At 71.4% G+C, this 23,149-nt stretch carries 23 protein-coding genes and 1 pseudogene; 11 read left to right on the forward strand and 13 right to left on the reverse strand.

Going from position 1 to position 23,149, the window contains the following annotated elements; translation table 11 throughout:
• The first annotated feature begins 106 nt into the window (after positions 1-106).
• The 3 genes from HDA41_RS12720 (at position 107) to HDA41_RS12730 (ending at position 5,456) form a co-directional block, all read left to right on the forward strand.
• Positions 107-1,573 (forward strand): MGH1-like glycoside hydrolase domain-containing protein, encoded by a 1,467-nt coding sequence (locus HDA41_RS12720; RefSeq protein ID WP_184983521.1) that lies wholly within the window; start codon positions 107-109, stop codon positions 1,571-1,573.
• The gene (locus tag HDA41_RS12725; RefSeq protein ID WP_184983523.1) at positions 1,570-3,507 is read left to right on the forward strand and encodes an amylo-alpha-1,6-glucosidase; all 1,938 of its coding nucleotides are present in this window, start codon (positions 1,570-1,572) and stop codon (positions 3,505-3,507) included. Before HDA41_RS12720 ends, HDA41_RS12725 begins: the two co-directional genes overlap by 4 nt.
• A gap of 158 nt (positions 3,508-3,665) precedes the next feature.
• Complete coding sequence (locus tag HDA41_RS12730) at positions 3,666-5,456, forward strand: sulfatase-like hydrolase/transferase (protein ID WP_376706780.1); 1,791 nt, start codon at positions 3,666-3,668, stop codon at positions 5,454-5,456.
• On the opposite strand, the gene dusB is transcribed toward HDA41_RS12730, so the two are convergent.
• Positions 5,457-6,590, reverse strand: coding sequence for a tRNA dihydrouridine synthase DusB (gene dusB, locus HDA41_RS12735; protein WP_184983525.1), 1,134 nt, complete (start codon positions 6,588-6,590; stop codon positions 5,457-5,459).
• Positions 6,591-7,022: 432 nt separating this feature from the next.
• On the opposite strand from dusB, the gene HDA41_RS12740 reads away from it, so the two are divergent.
• Entirely contained in the window at positions 7,023-7,229 is a 207-nt protein-coding gene (locus HDA41_RS12740; protein WP_184983527.1) for a hypothetical protein, read from the forward strand.
• A gap of 7 nt (positions 7,230-7,236) precedes the next feature.
• On the opposite strand, the gene HDA41_RS41190 is transcribed toward HDA41_RS12740, so the two are convergent.
• From HDA41_RS41190 to HDA41_RS12765, 6 genes and pseudogenes are all read right to left on the reverse strand, one after another.
• Positions 7,237-7,824 (reverse strand): GNAT family N-acetyltransferase, encoded by a 588-nt coding sequence (locus HDA41_RS41190; RefSeq protein WP_230299377.1) that lies wholly within the window; start codon positions 7,822-7,824, stop codon positions 7,237-7,239.
• Positions 7,794-8,093, reverse strand: coding sequence for a GNAT family N-acetyltransferase (locus HDA41_RS41195; protein ID WP_230299376.1), 300 nt, complete (start codon positions 8,091-8,093; stop codon positions 7,794-7,796). The genes HDA41_RS41190 and HDA41_RS41195 overlap by 31 nt, the downstream gene beginning before the upstream one ends.
• Positions 8,094-8,187: 94 nt before the next feature.
• Positions 8,188-9,564: a pyridoxal phosphate-dependent decarboxylase family protein gene (locus tag HDA41_RS12750; protein ID WP_184983529.1), complete on the reverse strand. Its 1,377-nt coding sequence runs from the start codon at positions 9,562-9,564 to the stop codon at positions 8,188-8,190.
• 68 nt (positions 9,565-9,632) lie between these two features.
• Positions 9,633-9,809: pseudogene (locus HDA41_RS42990) on the reverse strand (TetR/AcrR family transcriptional regulator); the annotation flags it as partial.
• 65 nt (positions 9,810-9,874) lie between these two features.
• A complete protein-coding gene (locus HDA41_RS12760) occupies positions 9,875-10,486 on the reverse strand; it encodes a LysE family translocator (RefSeq protein WP_184983533.1) in 612 nt (203 codons plus the stop codon).
• 356 nt (positions 10,487-10,842) lie between these two features.
• Positions 10,843-12,225 (reverse strand): glycine--tRNA ligase, encoded by a 1,383-nt coding sequence (locus tag HDA41_RS12765; RefSeq protein ID WP_184983535.1) that lies wholly within the window; start codon positions 12,223-12,225, stop codon positions 10,843-10,845.
• 183 nt (positions 12,226-12,408) lie between these two features.
• On the opposite strand from HDA41_RS12765, the gene HDA41_RS12770 reads away from it, so the two are divergent.
• The 4 genes from HDA41_RS12770 to HDA41_RS12785 are packed head-to-tail and all read left to right on the forward strand — an operon-like array spanning position 12,409 to position 15,569.
• The gene (locus tag HDA41_RS12770; RefSeq protein WP_184983537.1) at positions 12,409-13,401 is read left to right on the forward strand and encodes a metal ABC transporter substrate-binding protein; all 993 of its coding nucleotides are present in this window, start codon (positions 12,409-12,411) and stop codon (positions 13,399-13,401) included.
• 20 nt (positions 13,402-13,421) lie between these two features.
• A complete protein-coding gene (locus HDA41_RS12775) occupies positions 13,422-14,189 on the forward strand; it encodes a metal ABC transporter ATP-binding protein (protein ID WP_184983539.1) in 768 nt (255 codons plus the stop codon).
• Positions 14,189-15,091: a metal ABC transporter permease gene (locus HDA41_RS12780; RefSeq protein WP_184983541.1), complete on the forward strand. Its 903-nt coding sequence runs from the start codon at positions 14,189-14,191 to the stop codon at positions 15,089-15,091. The genes HDA41_RS12775 and HDA41_RS12780 overlap by 1 nt, the downstream gene beginning before the upstream one ends.
• Before the next feature lie 58 nt (positions 15,092-15,149).
• Positions 15,150-15,569, forward strand: coding sequence for a Fur family transcriptional regulator (locus tag HDA41_RS12785; protein WP_184983543.1), 420 nt, complete (start codon positions 15,150-15,152; stop codon positions 15,567-15,569).
• Between the two features lie 89 nt (positions 15,570-15,658).
• Here HDA41_RS12785 and HDA41_RS12790 read toward each other — a convergent pair whose 3' ends face one another.
• Genes HDA41_RS12790 through HDA41_RS41200 form a run of 4 tightly spaced genes read right to left on the reverse strand, consistent with a single transcriptional unit; the run spans position 15,659 to position 17,713 of the window.
• On the reverse strand, positions 15,659-16,489 hold the full coding sequence (locus HDA41_RS12790) for an isoprenyl transferase (protein ID WP_184983545.1): 831 nt from the start codon (positions 16,487-16,489) through the stop codon (positions 15,659-15,661).
• Between the two features lie 34 nt (positions 16,490-16,523).
• Entirely contained in the window at positions 16,524-17,270 is a 747-nt protein-coding gene (gene recO, locus HDA41_RS12795) for a DNA repair protein RecO (protein ID WP_184983548.1), read from the reverse strand.
• Between the two features lie 24 nt (positions 17,271-17,294).
• Positions 17,295-17,510 carry a hypothetical protein gene (locus HDA41_RS12800; protein WP_086599578.1) on the reverse strand — a complete coding sequence of 72 codons (216 nt, stop codon included), beginning with the start codon at positions 17,508-17,510 and terminating at the stop codon, positions 17,295-17,297.
• The gene (locus HDA41_RS41200; protein WP_230299375.1) at positions 17,507-17,713 is read right to left on the reverse strand and encodes a hypothetical protein; all 207 of its coding nucleotides are present in this window, start codon (positions 17,711-17,713) and stop codon (positions 17,507-17,509) included. The genes HDA41_RS12800 and HDA41_RS41200 overlap by 4 nt, the downstream gene beginning before the upstream one ends.
• A 263-nt stretch (positions 17,714-17,976) precedes the next feature.
• On the opposite strand from HDA41_RS41200, the gene HDA41_RS12805 reads away from it, so the two are divergent.
• On the forward strand, positions 17,977-18,432 hold the full coding sequence (locus HDA41_RS12805) for a GNAT family N-acetyltransferase (protein ID WP_184993354.1): 456 nt from the start codon (positions 17,977-17,979) through the stop codon (positions 18,430-18,432).
• 67 nt (positions 18,433-18,499) lie between these two features.
• Positions 18,500-19,984: an alpha/beta hydrolase gene (locus HDA41_RS12810; RefSeq protein ID WP_184983550.1), complete on the forward strand. Its 1,485-nt coding sequence runs from the start codon at positions 18,500-18,502 to the stop codon at positions 19,982-19,984.
• A gap of 66 nt (positions 19,985-20,050) precedes the next feature.
• Here the strand turns inward: HDA41_RS12810 and HDA41_RS12815 are convergent, their stop codons facing one another.
• Positions 20,051-20,497: a protein-tyrosine phosphatase family protein gene (locus HDA41_RS12815; RefSeq protein ID WP_184983552.1), complete on the reverse strand. Its 447-nt coding sequence runs from the start codon at positions 20,495-20,497 to the stop codon at positions 20,051-20,053.
• Positions 20,498-20,531: 34 nt separating this feature from the next.
• Positions 20,532-21,245, reverse strand: coding sequence for a FadR/GntR family transcriptional regulator (locus tag HDA41_RS12820; RefSeq protein ID WP_184983554.1), 714 nt, complete (start codon positions 21,243-21,245; stop codon positions 20,532-20,534).
• 251 nt (positions 21,246-21,496) lie between these two features.
• Here HDA41_RS12820 and HDA41_RS12825 point away from each other — a divergent pair, with 251 nt between their 5' ends.
• On the forward strand, positions 21,497-23,128 hold the full coding sequence (locus HDA41_RS12825; protein WP_184983556.1) for an ABC transporter substrate-binding protein: 1,632 nt from the start codon (positions 21,497-21,499) through the stop codon (positions 23,126-23,128).
• The last annotated feature ends 21 nt before the right edge of the window (positions 23,129-23,149 follow it).

The following is a 23,149-nucleotide window of genomic DNA, read 5'->3' on the forward strand; positions in this document are numbered from 1 at the left end:
GTTTCTCAACCTTGCCTTACATAGTGGGTTTTGCGTGTTAAATAGACGTAACCCCACGGTAGCCGCAGCCGAACCGATCGGCCGGCCGTCTTTCGGAGAGCCCCGAGTGGACAGCACCGCCCAACGCGCCCCTCGTCCCACGGGACGAACCATTGCATACGATCCGTCCGGTGCCGCGTCGCCCCTGCACGTCAGGGCCGCCGCCGTGCTGGAGGCCGGCTGGACCGGCACGTCCACCGTGCCCTCGCGCGGTCTGTATCCACACCAGTGGTCCTGGGACTCGGCGTTCATCGCGATCGGCCTGCGGCACGTGTCGCCGTTACGGGCGCAGACGGAACTGGAGACGCTGCTGGCGGCCCAGTGGACGGACGGGCGGATCCCGCACATCGTCTTCAACCCCTCCGTCCCGCTCGACGCGTACTTCCCGAGCCCCGACTTCTGGCGCTCCTCGACCGCGGGGCGCGCCGCGGGCGCCCCGCGCACCGTACAGACCTCCGGGATCGTGCAGCCGCCGGTGCACGCGCTGGCCGCCTGGCTGGTGCACCTCGCCGACCCCGGTCTGTCCCGGGCGCGCGGCTTCCTGACCCGGGCGTATCCCCGGCTCGCGGCCTGGCACCGGTATCTGCTGCACCGGCGCGACCTCGGCGGGGGCGGGCTGGTGTCCGTCGTGCACCCCTGGGAACAGGGTATGGACAACAGCCCCTGCTGGGACCGTCCGCTCTCCCGGGTCACTCCGGCCCCGGCCCGCTCCTTCCGCCGCGCCGACCTCGCCCACGGCTCCCCCGAGGACCGGCCGACGGATCTGGACTACGGGCGGTACGTGCGGCTGGCGAGCGACTACCGGGACCGGGGGTACGAGGACGGTGGAATCGAAGGGGCGGCCCGCAGGGCCTCGGTTGAGGGTGGTGGTGGAAAACGGGCGGGCGACTTCGCCGTGGAGGACCCGGCGTTCAACGCCCTGCTCATCGCCTCCGAGCACGCTCTGGCCCGGATCGCCCACGAGCTGGGCGCCTCGGGTTCGGCCCGGCAGGACCGCGCCGAGCGGCTCACCGCCGCCCTGGTGGAGCGGCTGTGGGAGCCGTCGGCGGGGATGTTCCTGTGCCGGGACGTGCGCGCCGGGGAGCTGATCCCCGAGCGCGGTGTCTCCGGGCTCGTCCCCCTGCTGCTGCCGACCCTGCCGAGCGACCTCGCGGCGACCTTGGTGCGCACGGTCTGCGGCCCGCACTTCGGCCTCGGCGGCACGACCCGGCTGGTGCCCAGCTACGACCTGCTCGGCGAGGCCTTCGACCCGCACCGCTACTGGCGCGGCCCGGCCTGGTTCAACACCAACTGGCTGCTGGAGCGCGGGCTGCGGCTGCACGGGGAGCGCGGCCGGGCCGACGCCCTGCGCAAGGGCATCCTGCACACCGCGGGCGCCTCCGACTTCGCGGAGTACGTGGACCCGTACACCGCACAGGCCTGCGGCGCCACCGGCTTCGGCTGGACCGCCGCGCTCACGCTCGACCTGCTGCACGACCGGCCCGCATGGGACAGGAACGGTGTCACGGCGATCAAGGGAGGGGGCCGGGGATGACGGACCGGCATCATCTGCTCGTGCACGGCGGGACGTTCGCCGCCGTCGGGGACCGCGGCGACATCAGCGGTTACCGGGGCGGCAGCGCCCCGGACGGCATGTTCGTACAGGACGCGAGGCACCTGAGCCGGTGGCAGCTCACCGTCGACGGGGCCGTGCCCGAGACACTGACGCCGGTGGCCGACGGGGGCACCGCGCGCTGCGTCCTCGTGCCGCGCGGCGGCCGCAACGAACCGCCCGCGTACACGCTGTTCCGCGAACAGGCCGTCGGGGACGCCTCGTTCGTCGAGTCGCTGCGGGTCACCAGCAACCGCCCGGTGCCGACGACGGTCCGCCTCGCGGTCACCGCCGACGCCGACTTCACCGACCAGTTCGAGCTGCGCTCCGACCACCGCACCTACACGAAGGCCGGCGCCGTCCGCTCCCGCCAGGTCCTCGGGCACGGCGTGGAGTTCACCTACCGGCGCGGCGAGTGGCGGTCCGTCACGACCGTGACGACCGATCCCCACCCGGACGCCGTGGAGGAGACCGGCACCGGTGCCCGCCGCCTGGTGTGGACCCTGGACCTGGAACCGCACGGCACGGCCGAGCTGGTCCTGCGCGTCATGGCCCGCCCGCACGGCGACAAGCGCGCCCTGCGCGTGCCCCGCTCCCCCGCCGCCCTCCAGGAGCGACTCCTCGCCGTGGAGGGCCGGTTCACGGAGGGCGTGGCCTTCCCGACCGGCTGGCCCGAGCTGTCCGCGGCCTGCGCCCGGGGCCTCGCCGACCTGGCCGCGCTCCAGGTCCCGGCGACCGGCCCGGACGGCGAGGAACTGCGCGTCCCGGCGGCCGGCGCCCCCTGGTTCCTGACCCTGCTGGGCCGGGACGCCCTGCTGACCTCGCTGTTCGCCCTGCCCTACCGGCCACGGCTGGCCGCCGCCACCCTGCCCGCGCTCGCCGCGACCCAGGCCACCGACACCGGTGTCAGCGAGGTCGCCCAGCCCGGCAAGATCGTGCACGAGGTGCGGCACGGCGAACTGGCGCACTTCGGCCAGGTCCCCTACGGCCGCTACTACGGCTCGGTCGACGCCACACCCCTGTTCCTCGTCCTGCTCGGCGCGTACACCGAGCAGACCGGCGACACCGCCCTGGCCCGCCGTCTGGAGCGGCATGCCCGCGCGGCGGTCGGCTGGATGCTCGACCACGGCGGCCTGACCTCGCGCGGCTACCTCGTCTACCGCGCCGACCAGGGCGGCCTCGCCAACCAGAACTGGAAGGACTCCCCCGGCGCCATCTGCTCCGCCGAGGGCACCCGCCCCCACGGCCCGGTGACGGCCGCGGGCGCCCAGGGCTACGCGTACGACGCGCTGCGCCGCACGGCGTGGCTCGCGCGCACGGTGTGGCAGGACGTGACGTACGCGGGCCTGCTGGAACAGGCGGCCGGTGATCTGCGCGACCGTTTCCAGCGGGACTTCTGGATGCCGGAGCACTCCTTCCCGGCACTCGCGCTCGACGGCCGGGGCCGGCAGGTCGACGCGCTCGCCTCCGACGCCGGGCATCTGCTGTGGTCGGGCCTGCTGGACAAGGAGTACGGCGAACTGGTCGGCCGGCGCCTGCTGGAACCCGACTTCTTCTCCGGCTGGGGCGTCCGCACCCTGGCCGCCGGGCAGCCCGCCTACCACCCGCTCTCCTATCACCGCGGCTCGGTCTGGCCGCACGACAACGCGCTGATCGCGCTCGGCCTGGCCCGCTACGGGCTGCACGACGAGGCCCGCGCGATCGCCCGCGGCCTGGTCGACGCGGCGGCCTCGAGCGGCCACCGGCTGCCGGAGGTCCTCGCGGGCTACGGCCGCGACACCCACCCGGAGCCGGTGCCGTACCCGCACGCGTGCGTGCGTGAATCCCGGTCGGCGTCGGCCCCGTTGGCACTGCTCACGGCGGTCGGGGTCGTCTGAGGAGGCCGGCCCGGAGCCTGTCGTTTGCCCGATGTTTGCCGAGCGTCGGCCCGGCGGACTGAACACACCTGCTGAGCGCCCCGTACGGAACGGCGGCGGACCCGTACCCCCACGCGGGTCCGCCACCTCACCGCGTTCCGCACGGGAAGGACCTCCGGGTGCCTGTCTTCACACGCTTCAGCGAGTCGCCGCAGCCCGGCGCCTCAGGGGCCGGGACGGAGCGTGACGAGAGGGAGGAGGCCGTCTCGGCGGAGGTGCAGACGCCCGCCCCCCGATCCCGCCTCACGCACCTGCGCACCTGGCGCACCCGTCACCCCCGGGCCGCCCGCGCCCTCCATCTGACCACCAACGCCCTCGCCGCCGCCCTGGTCCTCGGGGCTCTTCTCCTGCCCAACACCCTCGCCGCCGTCGAGCCGGACCGCTTCGCGCGGATCCCGGCGGAGGCGGTCATCGGGGCCGTCGTCACGCTGGTGCTGCCACGCCGGCCCCGGCTGGTGGCGGCGGTGCTGTACGGGCTCGGGCTCACCGCGCTGACCACGGTGAACCTGCTCGACATGGGGTTCAACGAGTACCTGGGCCGGGGCTTCAACGCCGCGCTCGACTGGGACCTGCTGCCCGACGCGCAGGCGTACGTCGAGGACACGCTGGGCGGGGGCGTCGCGACCGCCGCGGCCGTCGGCGCGGTCGTGCTCGTCCTGCTCGTGGCGGCCGTCATGGTCGCGGCGACGATCCGGCTCGCCGGCGTGCTGTCCCGCCACCGCGTCCGGGCGGCCAAGGGCGCCCTGCTCGCCGGCACCGTCTGGGTCACCTGCGCCGCCCTGGGCCTGACGCTCTTCGGGGGTCCGATCGCCTCCGAGCGCGGGGCCGGGGCCCTGCGGGTGCACGCGCAGCGGACCGTGGACTCGCTGCGGGACGAGGCGGCGTTCGCGCAGGAGGCGAAGGCGGACACCTTCGGCAACACCCCGCCCGACCAGCTGCTGCCGGATCTGCGCGGCAAGGACGTGATCTTCACGTTCATCGAGAGCTACGGCCGCAGCGCCCTGGAGGACCCGGTCATGGCACCCGGTGTCGGCCGGACCCTCGACACCGGCACCGAGGCCCTGGCGAAGGCCGGCTTCGACGCCCGCAGCGGCTGGCTGACCTCGGCGACCTTCGGCGGCAGCAGCTGGCTCGGCCACTCCACGGCCATGTCCGGCCTGTGGATCGACAACCAGCGCCGCTACCGCACGGTCACCGCGGGCGACCACCTCACCCTCACCAAGGCGTTCCAGAAGACCGGCGCGTGGGACACGGTGGGCGTCATGCCGGGCGTGCAGAAGGGCTGGCCCGAGGAGAAGTGGTACGGCCTCGACAAGCTCTACGACGCCTTCGACCTGGGCTACCGGGGCCCGAAGTTCAGCTGGTCGACCATGCCCGACCAGTACGCGCTGGAGGCGTTCCAGCGCCAGGTGCACGGAAAGCAGCGCGACAAGCCGCTGATGTCGTTCGTCATCCTGACCTCCAGCCACCAGCCCTGGGCGCCCCTTCCGAAGCTGGTCGGCTGGGACGAACTCGGCGACGGATCGGTCTTCGGCGCCATCGAGAAGGCCGGCAAGAAGGCGTCGAACGTCATCACCGACACCACCAGGTCCCGGCAGGAGTACGCCAGGTCCATCCAGTACTCGGTCACCAGCCTCACCCAGTGGCTGGAGCGCTACGGCACCGACGACACCGTCCTGGTCTTCCTCGGTGACCACCAGCCCATGGCCCGGGTCAGCGGCAACCGGGCCGGCCGGGACGTGCCGGTGTCGATCGTGGCGAAGGACCCGAAGGTCCTCGACAAGGTCGCCGACTGGAACTGGACGGAGGGCCTCAGGCCGGACCGCGACGCCCCCGTCTGGAAGATGAGCGCCTTCCGCGACCGCTTCCTCAAGGCGTACGGCTCCACTCCGCACGCCTCGGGAGGCTGATCAGCCGCCGGAGGTGTCCAGCTCCGCGTCCTCGCCGACGCCCGCGCAGTCGTACGGGTCCTTCAGCCAGCCGTCCGGCAGCACCACCCGGTTGTTGCCGGACGTACGGCCCCGGGGCCCGTCGGCGCCGGCGGGCCAGGGCTGGTCGAGGTCCAGCTCGTCGAGACCGGCCCGCAGCTCCTCGAGCGAGGAGGTGATCGCGAGCCGCTTGCGCATCTCGGAGCCGACCGCGAAGCCCTTGAGATACCAGGCGACGTGCTTGCGGAAGTCGATCACGCCCCGCGACTCGTCGCCGATCCACTCGCCGAGCAGCGTGGCGTGCCGGACCATGACGTCGGCGACTTCCCGGAGGGTGGGCCGTGCGATGTCCTGAGAGCGCCCCTCGAAAGCCGCTACCAGGTCGGAGAACAGCCAGGGCCGGCCCAGGCACCCGCGCCCGACCACCACTCCGTCGCAGCCGGTCTCGCGCACCATCCGCAGGGCGTCCTCGGCCGACCAGATGTCGCCGTTGCCGAGCACGGGGATCTCCGGCACGTGCTCCTTCAGCCGGGCGATGGCGTCCCAGTCGGCGGTGCCGCCGTAGTGCTGGGCGGCGGTGCGGCCGTGCAGCGCGATCGCGGTGACGCCCTCCTCGACGGCGATCCGGCCGGCGTCGAGGTAGGTGATGTGGTCGTCGTCGATGCCCTTGCGCATCTTCATCGTCACGGGCAGGTCGCCGGCGCCGCTGACCGCCTCGCGCAGGATGGCGCGCAGCAGGTTCCGCTTGTACGGGAGCGCGGATCCGCCGCCCTTCCGGGTCACCTTGGGCACCGGGCAGCCGAAGTTCAGGTCGATGTGGTCGGCGAGGTCCTCCTCCGCGATCATGCGGACGGCCTTGCCGACGGTCGCCGGGTCCACGCCGTACAGCTGGATGGAGCGGGGGCGCTCACTCGCGTCGAAGTGAATGAGCTGCATCGTCTTCTCGTTGCGCTCGACCAGCGCCCGCGTGGTGATCATCTCGCTCACGAACAGGCCCTTGCCACCGCTGAACTCCCGGCACAGGGTGCGGAAGGGCGCGTTGGTGATACCGGCCATGGGGGCCAGGACGACGGGGGGCTGGACGGCGTGCGGACCGATCTGGAGGGGCGTGGGCATGCCTCCATTGTGCAATGCAATGAGATGGCGCAGTTCATTAGTTAGACACACTATTGAAGTTGGTTGCGATCGCCCGCATGCCCCACGGTCGTGAACGTGGCCCTGCCGTCGATGCAGCAGGATGTGCGGGTTCGCGGTGCTGGTGTCGGGGGCGGTGCCCAGCGGGTGGGCTCGGGGAACTGCCGAACGGACAGCGGAGAGGCTGGAGTCGGTGGAGGTGCGGGACGTGGTGGCTGCGGAGCGTGCCTGGCCGCGGGTGAGTGGCGGCTGATCGCGCGGTTGCCCGCGGCCCTTGAGGGCGCCTGCTGGACCCCGTAACGGCATGCACAGCCTGCCGACCACCCCCCGGAAGCCTGTTGATGTCGACCTTGCTGCAGACTCCTTGCTGCGAGCAGACCGGATCCGCCCGGATTCCTGGACGCGGGAGGCGTCATGGCGCAGATCGACACCAGCAAGGTCAGCCGCTGGGACCAGCACGGCCGGGAGCACGTCGTACGGGTGCAGCGCAAGGGCGTGCAGCGCACGATCAGATGCGACACCTGCGGCTGGCGCAGAGGCGCCCAGTTCCTGCCCTGGCTGAAGGCGGAGGAACATCTGGCGGAGGCCCATCAGGCGACGGTGGACCCGACGGCGGCCTGAACGGGCCCTAGTAGAGGATCGAGGGCAGGTACGCCCCGTCGGGCCGGTTGTACAGGCCGATGGTCATCAGGCTCAGCAGCTGCACGACCTTGAGGCCGTGGGACAGGCACCACCTGAGCAGCACGCTGTCGCTCGCGGGGACGAGGATGCCCGGGCCGCCGAACTGCGGGGCCGCCGCGATCAGGGCCTGGAGGTCCGGGGTGGTCTCGCCCACGGCGTGCGCGAAGAAGGCGAGGTCGGTGGCGTACCCGGTGACGCGTCCGGCGCGCTCGACGACCCGGGCGGTGCCCTGTTTGAGCGCGTCGGCGACCTCACCGCCGCGGTCGACGCCGTGGACCTGCCGGCACACCTCGTTGCAGGCGCCGAGGTCCGCGTCCGTGGCCTCCCGCACCGCGTAGCCGGGCATCGCACGCCGGATCGGCGGGCCCTGCACGCAGGCCACCGTGGCCCGGTGGGCGAAGCCCAGGCTCACGTACAGGGAGAACGACCTGTTGTGGTAGCCGCTCTGCAACAGCCGGATGCCCGGTGCCCCGCGCTCGTCGGCCCGCTCCATCACGTCCCGCATCAGACGGCGGCCCACGCCCGCGTTCTGCACGGCGGGGTCGACGGTGACGGGCCCGACCCGACGACGGTCGAGCGCTCGTCGAGGAAGTTGCTGCCCACGATCCGCCCGTCGAGCTCGGCGACGACACTGTAGAAACCCGGGTGCGTCAAGGCTCCCTCGATCAGCGCGACACCCACGTCGGGGCTCGGGACGTCGGGTGGGAACGCGTGCTCCTCGGCGATGCCGGCGAAGGCCTCGTAGCAGATCCTTCCGCACTCCGCGGCATCGTCCGCGGTGCCCGGGCGCAGTACGAGATCCACGATCACCATCCCCTTCTCAACGCCCCCGCGCGGCGACCCACCCCTCACTTCCCATCGTGTGCCCCTGTGGCCCCGGGCGCACCCGGTAGCCGGCTCACGCCGTCCGCGCCAGCCGCACGATCGCCGCGATAGACCGGTCGACGTCGGCCTCTGTCGTGGCGTGTCCGGAGACGGAGACGCGCATCAGCCGCCGGCCGCGCCAGGTGGTGGCGCCCATCCAGCAGGTCCCGTCGTTCTGCACGGCCCGCACGACGTGGTCGGTGCGGGCGTCGTCGCCGAAGCTGACGAGGACTTGGTTGAGCGCCACGTCGTTGACCACGTCGAGGCCCGCTGCGGACAGGCCGTCGGCGAAGCGGCGGGCGAGGGAGCAGCAGCGGTCCACGAGCGCGGCGACGCCGTCACGGCCGAGTTCGCGCAGCGCCGCCCAGGTGGCGAAGCCGCGTGCGCGGCGGGAGGACTCGGCGGTGTAGTCGGCACCGCCGGCCGGGGCAGCGTCGGCGCGGGTGAGGTAGGAGGCGGTGTACGACAGGGCGCCGGCGTGGACGGCGGGGCGGGAGCAGAAGGCGTAGCCGCAGTCGTAGGGCACGTTCAGCCACTTGTGGCCGTCGCAGGCCCAGGAGTCGGCCAGTTCGACGCCGTCGACGAGGTGGCGGGTCGCCGGGCTCGCGGCCGCCCACAGGCCGAAGGCGCCGTCGACGTGCACCCAGCCGCCGTGGGCATGGGTGAGATCGCAGGCGGTACGGAGGTCGTCACAGGCGCCGGTGTTCACGTTGCCCGCCTGGGCGCAGACGATCGCCGGCGTGCCCGGGCCGGACGCCAGCACGCGGCGCAGGTCGTCGGTGTCGAGGGCGCCGCGTCCATCGGTGCGGACCGTCTCCAGGCAGTCGGTGCCCAGGCCGAGCAGCCGCAGCGAGCGGTCGATGGTGGCGTGTCGCTCCTCGCCCGCGACCACCCGCAGGCGCGGGGCGCCGCCCAGCCCCTTCCGCGCGACGTCCCAGCCGGCCTCGGTGAGCAGATGCTGCCGGGCTGCCGCGAGCCCTGCGGTGTTGGCCGCCTGGCCGCCGGTGACGAACCCGGTGGACGCCGTGGCGGGGATGCCGAGCAGATCCTTCAGCCAGCCGCCCGCCGCCTCCTCCGCGGCCAGGGCGGCGGGCGAGAGCGCGGCGTTGAAGGCGTTCTGGTCCCATCCGGCGGCGAGGATCTCCGCGGCGGTGGCCGCGGGCAGCGCCCCGCCGACGACGAAGCCGAAGAACCGCGGCCCCGCGGTGGCGACGAGTCCGGTCTCGGCGGCGGCCACCAACTCGTCGACCACCGTGAAGGGGTCGGCGGGCGCGCGGTTCAAGGGGCGGGAGAAGGCGGCGCGCAGCGCCGCGTGGTCGACGGGCCGCGCCACCGGCCGCTCGGGCAGTGAGCGGCGGTAGGCGGCGGCGTGCTCGGCGGCGTGATGGAAGATCCTGCTCAGCTCGTCCATGGCCGGACCGTAAGCACTCCTCCCAGCGGTTGGGAACGGCCAATGGCTGAGGATTGGACTGCCTCTCCCTAGGGCCGCAGCCCCCTCGCCAGCAGGTCGACGACCGCTGTGAAGTCGGCCTCGGCTCCCGGCTCTTCCCACTCCCGGGCGTGACAGGGGTCGTGGAAGCGCCCCGTCGCCTGGAAGACGGCGCGGGCCGTCGTCTCCGGGTCCGTGGCGGCGAAGTCGCCGGTCTCGATACCTGCCGTGTCAGCCCGACGCCCGGTCGGCGATCCACGGTCACACCGGGACCGCCGCCCCGGAACCCCGGCTACCGTGCCGTGAACGCCAGCTTCGCCCCGAGTGCCACGAACGACCCCGCGAACCCCCGCCGCAGCCACGCCATCACCCGCGGCCGCCCGATCACATGGCTGCGCACCGACGCGGCCAGCACCCCGTACGCGGCGAACACGGCGAAGGTCGCCAGCATGAACACCCCGCCGAGCCCCACCATCCGCACCACCGCGTGCGGCTCCCCGGGGCTCACGAACTGCGGCAGGAACGCGAAGAAGAAGATCGTCAGCTTCGGATTGAGGATGTTGATCAGCACACCCCGCACGATCACCCGCCGCGCGGACACCGGCGCCGCCCGCTCCTCCACCACGAGCGCCTCCTTGTCCCGCACCGTCGCCCACGCCATGTACAGCAGATAGGCGACCCCGGCGTACTTCAGCACCTGGAACGCGGTCGCGCTGGCGTGCAGCAGGGCGGCGACCCCGGTGACCGTGGCCAGCAGATGTGGCACGATCCCGAGCGTGCACCCGAAGGCCGCGACGACACTCGCGCGCCGGCCCCGCGAGAGCGCGGCGGCGAGGGTATAGACGACTCCGGTGCCCGGCGTGGCGACGACGACAAGAGTGGTCAGCAGAAACGCGATGGTCATGCGCTCACCCTGGCGCGGCGCCCCTCCCGGAAACAGGGCCAATCGGCAGCGGCGCTGAAGGACCAATCCCGCCGACCACACAAGCCCTCAACCGTCCCACCGTTCGGCAGGCCTCACACCCGCTTCGAGCATCGAAGTGCCGGCGAGCAGTCTCCCCGGCGGCGCCTGCCCACCGGCCGCGCGGAACTCCTGCGCCGCCCGGGGGAGCGGGCTGTCTGATGCTGCCGCCGCTGTGGGACCAGGGTGGAACCGCGCCTCGGACCACGCGGCCGTCTACGCGGACCGGGAGCTCTGAAACGCGGCGGTGCCGGGCCCCTCCGCGGAGGAACCCGGCACCGGCGTAGGCCCAAGAGCGATCAGCAGCCGACCAGGCGGGCCGCCAGGTAGCCCTCGATCTGGTCGAGGGAGACGCGCTCCTGCTTCATCGTGTCGCGCTCGCGGACGGTGACCGCGTTGTCCTCCAGGGTGTCGAAGTCGACGGTCACGCAGAACGGCGTACCGATCTCGTCCTGGCGGCGGTAGCGGCGGCCGATGGCGCCGGCGTCGTCGAAGTCGATGTTCCAGTGCTGGCGCAGGGCCTGGGCGAGGCCCTTGGCCTTCGGGGACAGCTCCGGGTTCCGGGACAGCGGCAGCACCGCGACCTTCACCGGGGACAGGCGCGGGTCGAGGCGCAGCACCGTGCGCTTCTCCATCTTGCCCTTGGCGTTGGGCGCCTCGTCCTCGATGTAGGCGTCCAGGAGGAACGCCAGCATCGCGCGGCCGACACCGGCCGCGGGCTCGATGACGTAAGGGGTCCAGCGCTCGCCGGCCTCCTGGTCGAAGTAGCTGAGGTCCTGGCCGGAGGCCTTGGAGTGGGCGCCGAGGTCGTAGTCGGTGCGGTTGGCGACACCCTCCAGCTCGCCCCACTCACTGCCGCCGAACTGGAAGCGGTACTCGATGTCGGCGGTGCGCTTGGAGTAGTGGGAGAGCTTCTCCTTCGGGTGCTCGTACCACCGCATGTTCTCCTCGCGCAGGCCGAGACCGGTGTACCAGTTCCAGCGCTGCTCCATCCAGTACTCCTGCCACTTCTCGTCCTCGCCCGGCTTGACGAAGAACTCCATCTCCATCTGCTCGAACTCGCGGGTGCGGAAGATGAAGTTGCCGGGCGTGATCTCGTTGCGGAAGGACTTGCCCATCTGGGCGATGCCGAACGGCGGCTTGCGGCGCGAGGTGGTCTGCACCTGGGCGAAGTTGGTGAAGATGCCCTGCGCGGTCTCGGGGCGCAGGTAGGCGACGGAGCCGGAGTCCTGCGTGGGGCCGAGGTGGGTGGACAGCAGGCCCGAGAACTGCTTGGGCTCGGTGAACTGGCCCTTGTTGCCGCAGTTGGGGCAGTTGACGTCCGCGAGGCCGTTCTCCGGCAGGCGGTTGTGCTTGGCCTCGTAGGCCTCCTCCAGGTGGTCCGCGCGGAACCGCTTGTGGCAGGAGGTGCACTCGGTCAGCGGGTCCGTGAAGGTGGCGACGTGGCCGGAGGCGACCCAGACCTCGGGGGCCAGGATCACGGACGAGTCGATACCGACGACGTCCTCGCGCGACGTCACCATGTAGCGCCACCACTGGCGCTTGAGGTTCTCCTTGAGCTCGACACCCAGCGGGCCGTAGTCCCAGGCGGCGCGCTGGCCGCCGTAGATCTCACTACAGGGGAATACGAAGCCACGGCGCTTGCTCAGGCTGACGATGGTGTCGATCTTGTCGGCGGCCACGGTGCTCTCTTCATTACGACGACGGGCGACGAAGCGAGTTGCTTCCAGCGAATGCTTCAGGTTACCGGCGGGGGCGCCCCCTCAATCAAATCGCTCCCCCCTTCCGCGACCGACAGGCCGCTCACAGAACCTGCTCAGCCGGTTTGTTGACAACGGTTTCCATATTTGTTGAAAATGAGTGTCATGAACGTACGACGACGCCTCATATCCGCCACCGCGGTCACCGCGGCCACCGCTCTCGGCCTCGGTGCTCTCTCCGCCTGCTCCAGCGACAGCGCGGCGACGGGCAACACGGACAAGTTCGACGTCGTCGCGTCGTTCTACCCGATGGCCTTCCTCGCCGAGCAGATCGGCGGCGACCACGCGAACGTCACCAGTCTGACCGAGCCCGGCCAGGAGCCGCACGACCTGGAGATCAGCACCAAGCAGCGGGCGCAGCTGGAAGAGGCCGACGCGGCGCTCTACCTCAAGGGCCTCCAGCCCGCCGTCGACGAGGCGGTCTCGCAGACCGGCATCAAGACGAAGATCGACGCGGCCGGCCTGACCACCCTCGAGGACCACGGCAGCACCGAGCACGACCACGCGGGCGAGGAGGGTCACGCCGAGGAGGAGGGCCACGCCGAGGAGAAGGGGCACGCCGAGGAGGAGGAGCACGCCCGCGACCCGCACATCTGGCTGGACCCGGTGAAGTACGCCGAGGTCGCCGAGGGCGTGGGCAAGGCCTTCGAGAAGGCCGACCCGGACCACGCGGCCGACTACAAGAAGAACACCGCGGCCCTGGTCAAGAAGCTGAACGACCTCAACGGCGAGTTCGAGAACGGCCTGAAGGACACCAAGACCAAGGTCTTCTTCACCAACCACGCCGCCTTCGGCTACCTCGCCGAGCGCTACGGCCTCACCCAGGAGGCCATCTCCGGCCTCGACCCCGAGAGCGAGCCCAGCGCCGCCCGGGTCAGGGAGCTCCAGCAGGAGGCCAAGGCCGACGGCGTCACCACCGTCTTCTACGAGACACTTGTCTCCGACAAGACCGCGAAGACCCTCGCCAAGGACGCGAAGCTCAAGACGGACGTCCTCGACCCGCTGGAGGGCATCACCGACAAGTCCCGCGGCGACGACTACTTCCAGGTCATGGAAGCCAACCTCAAGGCCCTTCGGGCGGCCCTGGGAGCCAAGTGATCGACCCATCGGAGGACGGCATGAACGAGCCCGTCGTATCCCTGCGCGGCGTCCGCGCGGACCTGGGCTCGCGCCCCGTCCTGCGCGGCATCGACCTCACCGTGCACCACGGTGAGGTCGTCGCGCTGCTCGGCGCGAACGGCTCCGGCAAGTCCACGGCCGTGCGCAGCATCATCGGCCAGGTGCAGACCGGCGCCGGCGAGATCCGGTTGTTCGGCACGGACCGCAGGCGGTTCCGCGACTGGCACCGCGTGGGCTACGTCCCGCAGCGCACCACGGCCGCGGGCGGGGTGCCCGCCACGGTGACCGAGGTGGTCTCCTCGGGCCGCCTGTCCCGGGCCCGCTTCGGCGTGCTGCGCAAGGCGGACCGCGCGGCCGTGCGCGCGGCCCTGGAGCTCGTCGGCATGGCGGACCGGGCCAAGGACTCGGTCAACGCCCTCTCGGGCGGCCAGCACCAGCGTGTCCTGATCGCCCGCGCCCTCGCCTCCGAGCCGGAGTTGCTGATCATGGACGAGCCGATGGCCGGCGTCGACCTGGCCAGCCAGGAGGTCCTCGCGCACACGCTGCGCGAGCAGGTCTCCCAGGGCACGACCGTGCTGCTCGTGCTGCACGAACTGGGCCCCCTGGAGCCCCTCATCGACCGGGCGGTCGTCCTGCGCGACGGCTGCGTCGTGCACGACGGCCCGCCCCCCAAGGCGGTCGGGCAGCACGCCCTGCCCGGCCACGACCACGTACACCCGCACGCACCCGCGGGCGCCGAACCGATCCGCACGGGACTGCTGAGCTGATGGAGATCCTCGACTACGCCTTCATGCAGCGGGCGCTGCTCGCCGCCGTCCTGGTCGGCATCACGGCCCCCGCCGTGGGGATCTACCTGGTCCAGCGCCGCCAGGCCCTGATGGGCGACGGCATCGGCCACGTGGCGATGACCGGCGTCGGACTCGGCTTCCTGCTGACCTGGTCCCCGGTGTGGATGGCGACCCTCGTCTCGGTCATCGGCGCGGTCCTCATGGAGCTGATCCGCTGGTACGGCAGGACCCGCGGCGACATCGCCCTCGCGATGCTGTTCTACGGCGGCATGGCCGGCGGTGTGATGTTCATCAACCTCGCGCCGACGGGCTCCAACGCCAACCTGACGTCGTACCTCTTCGGCTCCCTGTCGACGGTGTCCGAGTCGGACGTCACGGCGATCTGCGTTCTGGCCGCCTTCGTCGTCCTGGTCACCCTCGGCCTGCGCCGGCAGCTTTTCGCGGTCAGCCAGGACGAGGAGTTCGCGCGGGTGACGGGCCTGCCGGTGCGCGCCCTGAACCTGCTGACCGCGATCACCGCGGCCGTCACGGTGACGGTGGCGATGCGGGTGGTCGGCCTGCTCCTGGTCAGCGCGCTGATGGTGGTGCCCGTCGCGGCCGCCCAGCAGATCGGCCGCAGCTTCGCCGCGACCTTTGTGATCGCCGTGGCCATCGGCGTGAGCGTGACGATCGGCGGCACCGTCACGTCGTACTACCAGGACGTCCCGCCCGGCGCGACGATCGTGCTGCTGACCATCGGCGCCTTCGTCGTGCTGACGGCGCTCGCGACTCCGCTGGCCCGGCGCCGCGCCCGCGCCCAGGCCGCCGCGGACCCCGCCCACGACCCTGCCGAGTGCACGATTCCGGGCACCCGGAAGACAGCCGACGAAGTCGGCGTCTGACCGCCCCCGCCCCGGGCTGGCACAATGGCCCGGGCAAGGCAGACGTGAGGAGGCAACGGTGACGACCGCTGGACCGTCCGTGAAGGGCCGCGCCACCAGGCAGCGTGCCGCCGTGGCGGCGGCCCTGGACGAGGTCGACGAGTTCCGCAGCGCGCAGGAACTGCACGACATGCTCAAGCACAAGGGCGACTCGGTCGGGCTCACCACGGTCTACCGCACCCTGCAGTCCCTCGCCGACGCCGGTGAGGTCGACGTCCTGCGCACCGCCGACGGCGAGTCCGTCTACCGCCGCTGCTCCACCGACGACCATCACCACCACCTGGTGTGCCGCGGCTGCGGCAAGGCCGTCGAGGTCGAGGGCCCGGCCGTGGAGAAGTGGGCGGAGGCCATCGCCATCGAGCACGGCTTCGTGAACGTGGCCCACACGGTGGAGATCTTCGGCACCTGCGCCGACTGCGCGAAGGCCTCCGGCGGCTGAGCCGCTTTTCGCCGTGGGGGTGGACCCGCATCCCGGGTGCGGGTCCACCGTGGCCGGTCGCGCAGTTCCCCGCGCCCTTGAGTGCGGGACTACTCCTGCTTGCCCTCCATGGCCAGCAGCTCCTCGTTCGGGATGGCCCCGCCGAACCGCCGGTCCCGTGAGGCGAACTCCAGGCACGCCCGCCACAGGTCGCGGCGGTCGAAGTCCGGCCACAGCACGTCCTGGAAGACCATCTCGGCGTACGCGCTCTGCCAGAGCAGGTAGTTGGAGGTGCGCTGCTCGCCGCTCGGGCGCAGGAACAAGTCGACGTCCGGCATGTCCGGGTAGTACATGTACTTCGCGAAGGTCTTCTCGTTGACCTTGGACGGGTCGAGCTTCCCGGCCTTCACGTCGGCCGCCAGCGCCTGCGCCGCGTCGGCGATCTCGGCGCGCCCCCCGTAGTTCATGCAGAAGTACAGCGTGAGCCGGTCGTTGCCCTTGGTCTGCTCCTGGGCGATCTGGAGCTCCTTGGCGACCGAGCGCCACAGCTTGGGCATACGGCCCACCCAGCGCACCCGGATGCCCAGCTCGTCCAGCTGGTCGCGGGTCTTGCGGATGAAGTCCCGGTTGAAGTTCATCAGGAAGCGCACCTCGTCCGGCGACCGCTTCCAGTTCTCGGTGGAGAAGGCGTACAGGGAGATGGCGCCCACGCCCATCTCGATGGCGCCCTGGAGCACGTCGAGCACCCGCTCGGCGCCGACCTTGTGCCCCTCGGTGCGCGGCAGGCCCCGCTCCTTCGCCCAGCGCCCGTTGCCGTCCATGACGATCGCCACATGCTGCGGTACGAGCTCTCCGAGCTTCGGCGGCCGCGCGCCGGACGGGTGGGGCTCCGGCGTCCTGTACTCCCGGCGCTGCCGCCCCAGGATCCCGCGTACGGCCATGTGTTTCTCGTCTCCTCGTGCTTGCTTGCTTCGCTTACTTCTCGACGTAGCGCAGGGAGCGCAGCCCGCGCTCCATGTGCCAGTGCAGATACGCGGACACCAGCCCGCTGCCCTCCCGGACGTACCGCGCCTCGCAGGCGTCCGCGGTCTCCCAGTCTCCCGTAAGCAGCGCGCCGAGGAGCTCCAGGGCCTGGGGCGAGGGTACGACGCTGCCGGGCACCCGGCAGTCCACGCAGACGGAACCGCCCGAGGCGACCGAGAAGAACCGGTTGGGCCCGGGCATGCCGCACTTCGCGCAGTCGGTGAAGCTCGGCGCGTACCCGTTGACGGCGAGGGAGCGCAGCAGGAACGCGTCCAGCACGAGATGCGGTGCGTGCTCCCCGCGGGCGAGGGTCCGCAGCCCGCCGACGAGCAGCAGGTACTGCTGCACGGCCGGCTCCCCCTCGTGGTCGGTGAACCGCTCGGCGGTCTCCAGCATCGCGGTCCCGGCGGTGTACCGCGCGTAGTCGGTCACGATCCCACCGCCGTACGGCGCGATGGTCTCACTCTGCGTGCACAGCGGCAGCCCGCGCCCGACCAACTCGCTCCCCCTGGCGAAGAACTGAACGTCGACGTGGGAGAAGGGTTCGAGGCGCGCACCGAACTTCGACTTCGTCCGGCGCACGCCCCTGGCCACCGCCCGTACCCGTCCGTGACCGCGGGTGAGCAGCGTGATGATCCGGTCCGCCTCACCCAGCTTCTGGGTGCGCAGCACGATGCCGTCGTCGCGGAACAGACTCATGGCGTCATTCTCGCAGGGTCCGCGTCAAGGGACCTCACCCCTGCTGCGGGCGTTGGCGTACGCCGTCGCCGCGCGCAGCCGCTCGGCCGGGGTGGCGTGCCGGACGGCCCCGGGATCGGCGTCCCACTCCTTCCCGCCCCCGTACGGCCTCAGCTGCACATAGGGCCCCTCATGCCCCATGACGATGCCGATACGGCCGCTGCGGGTGTCCACGACGTACGCGCCGACCGGGGGCTTCATCGCAGCACCGCCGCGAGCCGCCGGGCGGTCCGAACGGAACACCGGCCCAATTCCACGAGCGGACAGGGTGCTTCCCGCGCAAGACTTACCGGGTCCAGCCCCAGTGACGGCAGGGTAATTCCGGCCTTGGCGAGTTCTGCCCGCAATTCTTTCACCGCATCCTCCGCTTCTTCGACGCAGAGCGCCGAGTATCGTGCCTCCACCGTGCTCCCCATCCTTTTGGAATTTCACTCTTCGCATCCCTGCGGTGACGCTCCGCGTCTACACTCGGGAGGGGTCTGTGCCCTACAACTGCGGGGCAGCACCAAGGGGGTCGGCAATGGCCAACGGTTCTCGGCAGGCGGCACGGGTATTTTCGAATGGCGAGGCGGCAAGCCGATGGAGGTTAAGCGGCCGCTGACATAATCCGGCCGTGGAAACACGGACGACGGCGGACGGGATACGGCCGCTCCCCATGACATGGGCCATGCGCCCCGCCGAGCCGGCGGATGTCGAACCGATAGCGGAACTGCGGGCGGTGGTGATGCGCCCGGACCTGGAACGGCTGGGCCGCTTCGACGAACACCGGGTCAGGCAACGGCTGCGAGACGGCTTCTCCCCCCGGCACACCCGGATCATCGAGGCCGACGGCACTTTCGCGGGCAGCGTCGCCCTGCGCCCGAGCGAGAACGACGAGAACGGCCACTGGCTGGAGCACTTCTACCTCTCCCCCGGCCTGCAGGGCCGCGGCCTCGGGACGGCCGTCCTCCACACCCTGCTGACCCGGACCGACGCCGACAACGCGCTCGTCCGCCTGAACGTCCTCCAGGGCAGTCCGGCCCGGCGCCTCTACGAACGCCACGGCTTCACGATCGAAACGCAGGACGCGGTCGACATCTTCATGCTGAGACTCCCGGGCCCTGCTCATCCAGTGATCCCGTAGGGGGCCCCTGAAAGGTCCGGTAGTCACCCGGATGTGAAGCGGGTCGGTGAGGCGCCAGGCTCGTCTCATGAAGCAGAAGCCGATCAAGCGCAACGCCTCACTGGTCGCGGCCACCGCCGTCCTGCTCGGACTCACCGTTCCGATGACCGCCTCCGCCGCCGACACCGATGCCGGGTCCCTGAAGTGGGCCACGTGCGAGGGCACCGGCCTCGATCCCCGCCAGCAGTGCGCCACCGTCGACGTACCCATGGACTACTCCGACCCGGACGGGCGGCAGATCCAGATCGCCGTCTCCCGTATCCCCAGCGAGAAACCCTCCGCGCGTCGGGGAGCGCTGTTACTCATCCCCGGCGGGCCCGGTGGAAGCAGTCTCCAAGACCCCTCCCGCAAGGGGCGGAAGCTGCCGCAGCGCGTACGGGACGCCTACGACCTGATCGGGTTCGCGCCACGCGGGATGGCGCCGTCCAGCGCCGTGGGCTGCGGTGTCGACAGCGAGGACCTCGCCCTCGCGAAGCTGCCCTGGCCCGCCCCGGACGGTTCCGTCACCGAGACCATGGCCACCGCCCGGCGCATGTCGCAGGCCTGCGCCCGTAACGGCGGCGAGTTGCTGCGGCACATCAGCACCGCCAACGAGGCACGCGACCTCGACCGCGTCCGGGCCGCCCTCGGCGAGGCCAGGTTGTCCGCCTGGGGCGTCTCGTACGGCACCTACGTAGGGGCCGTCTACAGCCAGCTGTTCCCGCACCGCACGGACCGCGTCGTGCTGGACAGCAACGACAACCCGGACCACACCCGGGTGGGGCGCGGCTGGCTCGCCGCGTTCGAGGTCGGTGTGGAGGAGAACTTCCCGGAGTTCGCCACGTGGGCGGCCGAGCCGGGGAATCCGTACCGGGTGGCCCGCAGGGCCGCCGACGTGCGGCCCCTCTTCCTGCGCCTCGCCGAGCGGCTCGACCGCGAGCCCCTCCCCTGGCCCGGCGCCGACCCGGCGGAGCTGAACGGCAACGTCCTGCGCCAGACCATGCTGACGAGCCTGTACGACCCCGACGACTACCCGACACTGGCGAAGACGATCCTGGCCGCCCGCGAGGGCACCGTACCGCCCGCGCCCCGGATGCCGCCCGAGTCGCTGATGCAGAACGCCCTCGCGGTCGGCGCCGGCACCCTCTGCAACGACGTCGCCTGGCCCAGGTCCGCCGCCCACTACCAGAAGGGGGTCGACGAGAGCCGGGCGAAGTTCCCGCTGACGGCGGGCATGCCGCGCGGCGCGATGCTGTGCGCCGCCTGGCCGTTCACACCGAAGGAGCCCGCGGTACGGATCACCGGCCGCGGGCCGTCGAACATCCTGCTCGTGCAGAACGAGCGGGACGTCGCCACGCCGCTCGCCGGGGCCCGGGAGCTGCGCCGCGCCCTCGGGGAGCGTGCCGTCATGGTCACCGTGAACTCCACCGGCCACAACGCCTACCTCGCCAACGGCAACGCCTGCGGCGACCGGACCGTCTCCCGCTTCCTGACCACCGGGAAACGGCCCGGGTCCGACGTCTACTGCGACTGACTCACTTCGGTCGACCGGACCGGTGGCCCGCCGTCCCGCGTCGGCGGGCCACCGCGAGGGAGAGGCTCATCCCTCACCGAACCGGCGTACGTACCGCCGCTGCCAGGGCGTTTCCACCGCATGCCGGTCGTAGTGCCGGCGAACGTAGGCCACCGCCTCCTCCTCCGGCACCCCGTCCAGCACCGCCAGGCAGGCCAGCGCCGTGCCCGTGCGGCCACGTCCTCCGCCGCAGGCGATCTCCACGCGCTCCTTGGAGGCCCGTTCCCACGCGTCGGCCAGCACCTCGCGGGCGGCCGCTCGGTCCGAAGGAAGGCGGAAGTCGGGCCAGCGCAGCCAGCCGGACTCCCACGGGACCTCAGGGGGCTGCTTGCCGAGCAGGTAAAGGCCGTAGGAGGGGGTGGGCGCGGTGGGGTCCAGGGGGTGGCGCAGGCCTCGGCCGCGTACCAGTCGGCCAGAGGGCAGGCGCAGGACACCGGCGTCGCTCTCGTTCCACAGCTCAGTCACGCCGCTCATGATGCTCCTCGCTCGCCCCCCCCCGGGAGCGGAATCAGCCCACCCCTCGTGACTCCTTGGCCGCCCGCGCCTCGATCCCCCGGAAGTGCACCGCCATCGCGCGCTGCGCGCCCTCGACGTCGCGGGCGCGCAGGGCGGTGACGATGTCGCGGTGGCGGCGGACCGTGATCTCGGGGGACGGGTCGTCGGTCCAGCCGCGGGCGCCGGAGACCCGGCGGAAGACCGTCCAGAACGCGCCGAGGAGCTGGGGGACCAGCGCGTTACCGAGGGAGGCGTACAGGATCTCGTGGAACTCGCGGTCGAGTTCCGGGAAGGAGCGGCCGGTGCCGCCCGCGGACTCCATGCGGGTCACCACGCCCTCCAGCCGGTCCAGTTCCGCCTCGGTGACCGTCGCGGCGACCCGGCGGATCAGGCCCTCCTCCAGTACCTCGCGGACCTGGAGGATCTCGGCGAGGGCGCCGGTGTCGTCGTCGTGCCGCGTCAGGGTGCGGAAGGTCAGGCCGTCGACGAGGGGGGTGAGGGAGGCCTGGCCGACGTAGGTGCCGTAGCCGTGTCTGATCTCGACGATGTCGAGGGCCTGGAGGGCTTTGAGGGCCTCGCGGACGGAGTTGCGGCTGACGCCGAGGTCCTCCATGAGTTCGGCCTCGGTGGGCAGCGGCGCGCCGGCGGTGAGTCTGCGGTCGAGGATGAGCTGCACGACCTGGCGTTGTATCCGGCTGGTCCTGGGCTCCTCGGACATGCGCCGCATCGTACGCGCCCCGGACGTCCCACGTCCCACCTCTGGCGGTACCCGGTGCCGGGCCTGTCCTGATAAGCCGTCAACTCGCGCCCGTGACAGCGTCATTGGTCAGACCTCTGGCACATACGCCATTCGTGTGCGATCCCTTGACCGCCCCCACGGCCGCTCCTATGGTCGCGCTGACCGCAGGACGTAGGACGTCGTATCTCCGCTGCTCGCCCCCCCCCGTCTCCTTTCCAGACCTCTCGCTGGAGGACCCCGTGCGCGACGTGACCCACGACGTGCCGGCGCCGCACCGCCGGACGTTCCTGAAGTACACCGGCGCGCTGGGCGCGGCCGCCGCCGTCTCCGCGTCGCTGTCGGCCTGTTCGTCCGGGCCGGAGTCCACCAACGACACCGGTGACGGCGGCAGCGGGGCGAACCGGACGCTGACGGCGGTGATCGGCTACGGCAACGACGGCAGCTGGGACCCCACCCAGACGGCGTCCGCGTTCTGCATGGCCGCCAACAACCACATCTACGAGGGCCTGCTCGACACCGACCCGATCTCCCGCGAACCGTACGCGGCCCTGGCGACCGAGGTGCCGAAGGACCCGGCCAGCACGTCCTGGAAGTTCGCGCTGCGGGCGGGGGCGACGTTCCACGACGGCAAGCCCGTCACCGCCGACGACGTGGTCTTCGTCTTCGAGCGGATCCTCGACCCGGACACCCAGACCCTCGCCAAGGGCTTCTTCGCGAGCTGGCTGAAGGAGGTCCGGAAGATCGACGGGCGGAACGTGGAGCTGGTGCTCAAGTTCCCGTTCCGGGACGGGCTTTCGCGGCTGACGCTCGCCAAGATCATGCCGAAGCACGTGTTCTCCCGGCCGGGGGCCTGGGACGACGCCATCAAGGGCAAGGCGATCGGCTCGGGACCGTACCGGCAGACCGCGCACCACCCCAAGTCGAACACGACCTTCGAGGCGTTCGACGGCTACAACGGCCCGCGGGGGCCCGCCTTCCGGAAGATGAACTGGCTGACGATCGTGGACGCGGCACCCCGCGTCGCGAAGATCTCGGGATCGAGCGCGGGCGCGCAGATCGCGGACAACATCCCGTACGCCAACATCGCGCAGTTGGAGAGCAGCGGCCTGACGGTCGCGGGCGGCGCCGGGATGAACAACCTGTTCCTGATGTTCAACACCCGGCGCAAGCCCTTCGACGACGTGCGCGTACGCCAGGCCCTGCACTACGCCATCGACACCGAGAAGATGGTGGAGGTCGCGCTCAAGGGCCACGGCAAGCCGTCGAATTCCTTCCTCGACGAGAGCAACCCGTCCTACCGCCGGGCGAAAACCGTCTACGACCACGACCCCGACAAGGCGAAGGCGCTGCTGAAGGAGGCCGGTGTCAGGGGGCTGAGCATCGACATCCTCGCGGTGAACGTCAGCTGGATCGTCGACTGCCTGCCGACCATCAAGTCCTCCTGGGACGCGATCGGCGTGAAGACGACCCTGTCCCCGCAGGAGACCACGGCCGTGTTCACGAAGATGGACCAGAAGCAGGACTACCAGGTCGTCGTCGCCGCCTCGAACCCCAACCAGTTCGGCCTCGACGCCGACCTGATCATGCACTACAACTACGGGCCCGGGAACCTGTGGATGCAGTACACGCGGTGGGCCGGCGACCCCGTCGCCAAGGCGCTCTTCAGGGACATGAACCGGGCCACCCGGGAGCCGGACCCCGAGAAGAAGAAGGCGATGGTCCAGGACTACATCGACGTCGTCGCCGAACAGGCCGTGCTCTACCCGGTCGTCCACAACGAGCTGATGACGGCCTGGGACCCCAGGCAGCTCAGCGGGATAAGGGCCCAGCCGTACCCGGGCATCAACCTGCTTCAGGCCAAGTGGGCCTAGCCACCAGGGGGTTCACGCCAG

It is taken from the genome of Streptomyces caelestis, from assembly GCF_014205255.1.
In the GTDB taxonomy this organism is placed as follows: domain Bacteria; phylum Actinomycetota; class Actinomycetes; order Streptomycetales; family Streptomycetaceae; genus Streptomyces; species Streptomyces caelestis.

What these genes read in the sequence shown, in the direction of transcription:
- HDA41_RS12820 (WP_184983554.1), bottom strand. Translation starts at nt 21,245, where the DNA reads ATGCGGCGCATGTCCGAGGAGCCCAGGACCAGCCGGATACAACGCCAG.
- HDA41_RS12790 (WP_184983545.1), bottom strand. Translation starts at nt 16,489, where the DNA reads ATGGCCGTACGCGGGATCCTGGGGCGGCAGCGCCGGGAGTACAGGACG.
- HDA41_RS12770 (WP_184983537.1), top strand. Translation starts at nt 12,409, where the DNA reads ATGAACGTACGACGACGCCTCATATCCGCCACCGCGGTCACCGCGGCC.
- HDA41_RS12750 (WP_184983529.1), bottom strand. Translation starts at nt 9,564, where the DNA reads ATGGACGAGCTGAGCAGGATCTTCCATCACGCCGCCGAGCACGCCGCC.
- recO (WP_184983548.1), bottom strand. Translation starts at nt 17,270, where the DNA reads ATGAGTCTGTTCCGCGACGACGGCATCGTGCTGCGCACCCAGAAGCTG.
- HDA41_RS12775 (WP_184983539.1), top strand. Translation starts at nt 13,422, where the DNA reads ATGAACGAGCCCGTCGTATCCCTGCGCGGCGTCCGCGCGGACCTGGGC.
- dusB (WP_184983525.1), bottom strand. Translation starts at nt 6,590, where the DNA reads ATGCCCACGCCCCTCCAGATCGGTCCGCACGCCGTCCAGCCCCCCGTC.
- HDA41_RS12805 (WP_184993354.1), top strand. Translation starts at nt 17,977, where the DNA reads ATGCGCCCCGCCGAGCCGGCGGATGTCGAACCGATAGCGGAACTGCGG.
- HDA41_RS12740 (WP_184983527.1), top strand. Translation starts at nt 7,023, where the DNA reads ATGGCGCAGATCGACACCAGCAAGGTCAGCCGCTGGGACCAGCACGGC.
- HDA41_RS12725 (WP_184983523.1), top strand. Translation starts at nt 1,570, where the DNA reads ATGACGGACCGGCATCATCTGCTCGTGCACGGCGGGACGTTCGCCGCC.
- HDA41_RS12815 (WP_184983552.1), bottom strand. Translation starts at nt 20,497, where the DNA reads ATGAGCGGCGTGACTGAGCTGTGGAACGAGAGCGACGCCGGTGTCCTG.
- HDA41_RS12810 (WP_184983550.1), top strand. Translation starts at nt 18,500, where the DNA reads ATGAAGCAGAAGCCGATCAAGCGCAACGCCTCACTGGTCGCGGCCACC.
- HDA41_RS12760 (WP_184983533.1), bottom strand. Translation starts at nt 10,486, where the DNA reads ATGACCATCGCGTTTCTGCTGACCACTCTTGTCGTCGTCGCCACGCCG.
- HDA41_RS12800 (WP_086599578.1), bottom strand. Translation starts at nt 17,510, where the DNA reads ATGAAGCCCCCGGTCGGCGCGTACGTCGTGGACACCCGCAGCGGCCGT.
- HDA41_RS12780 (WP_184983541.1), top strand. Translation starts at nt 14,189, where the DNA reads ATGGAGATCCTCGACTACGCCTTCATGCAGCGGGCGCTGCTCGCCGCC.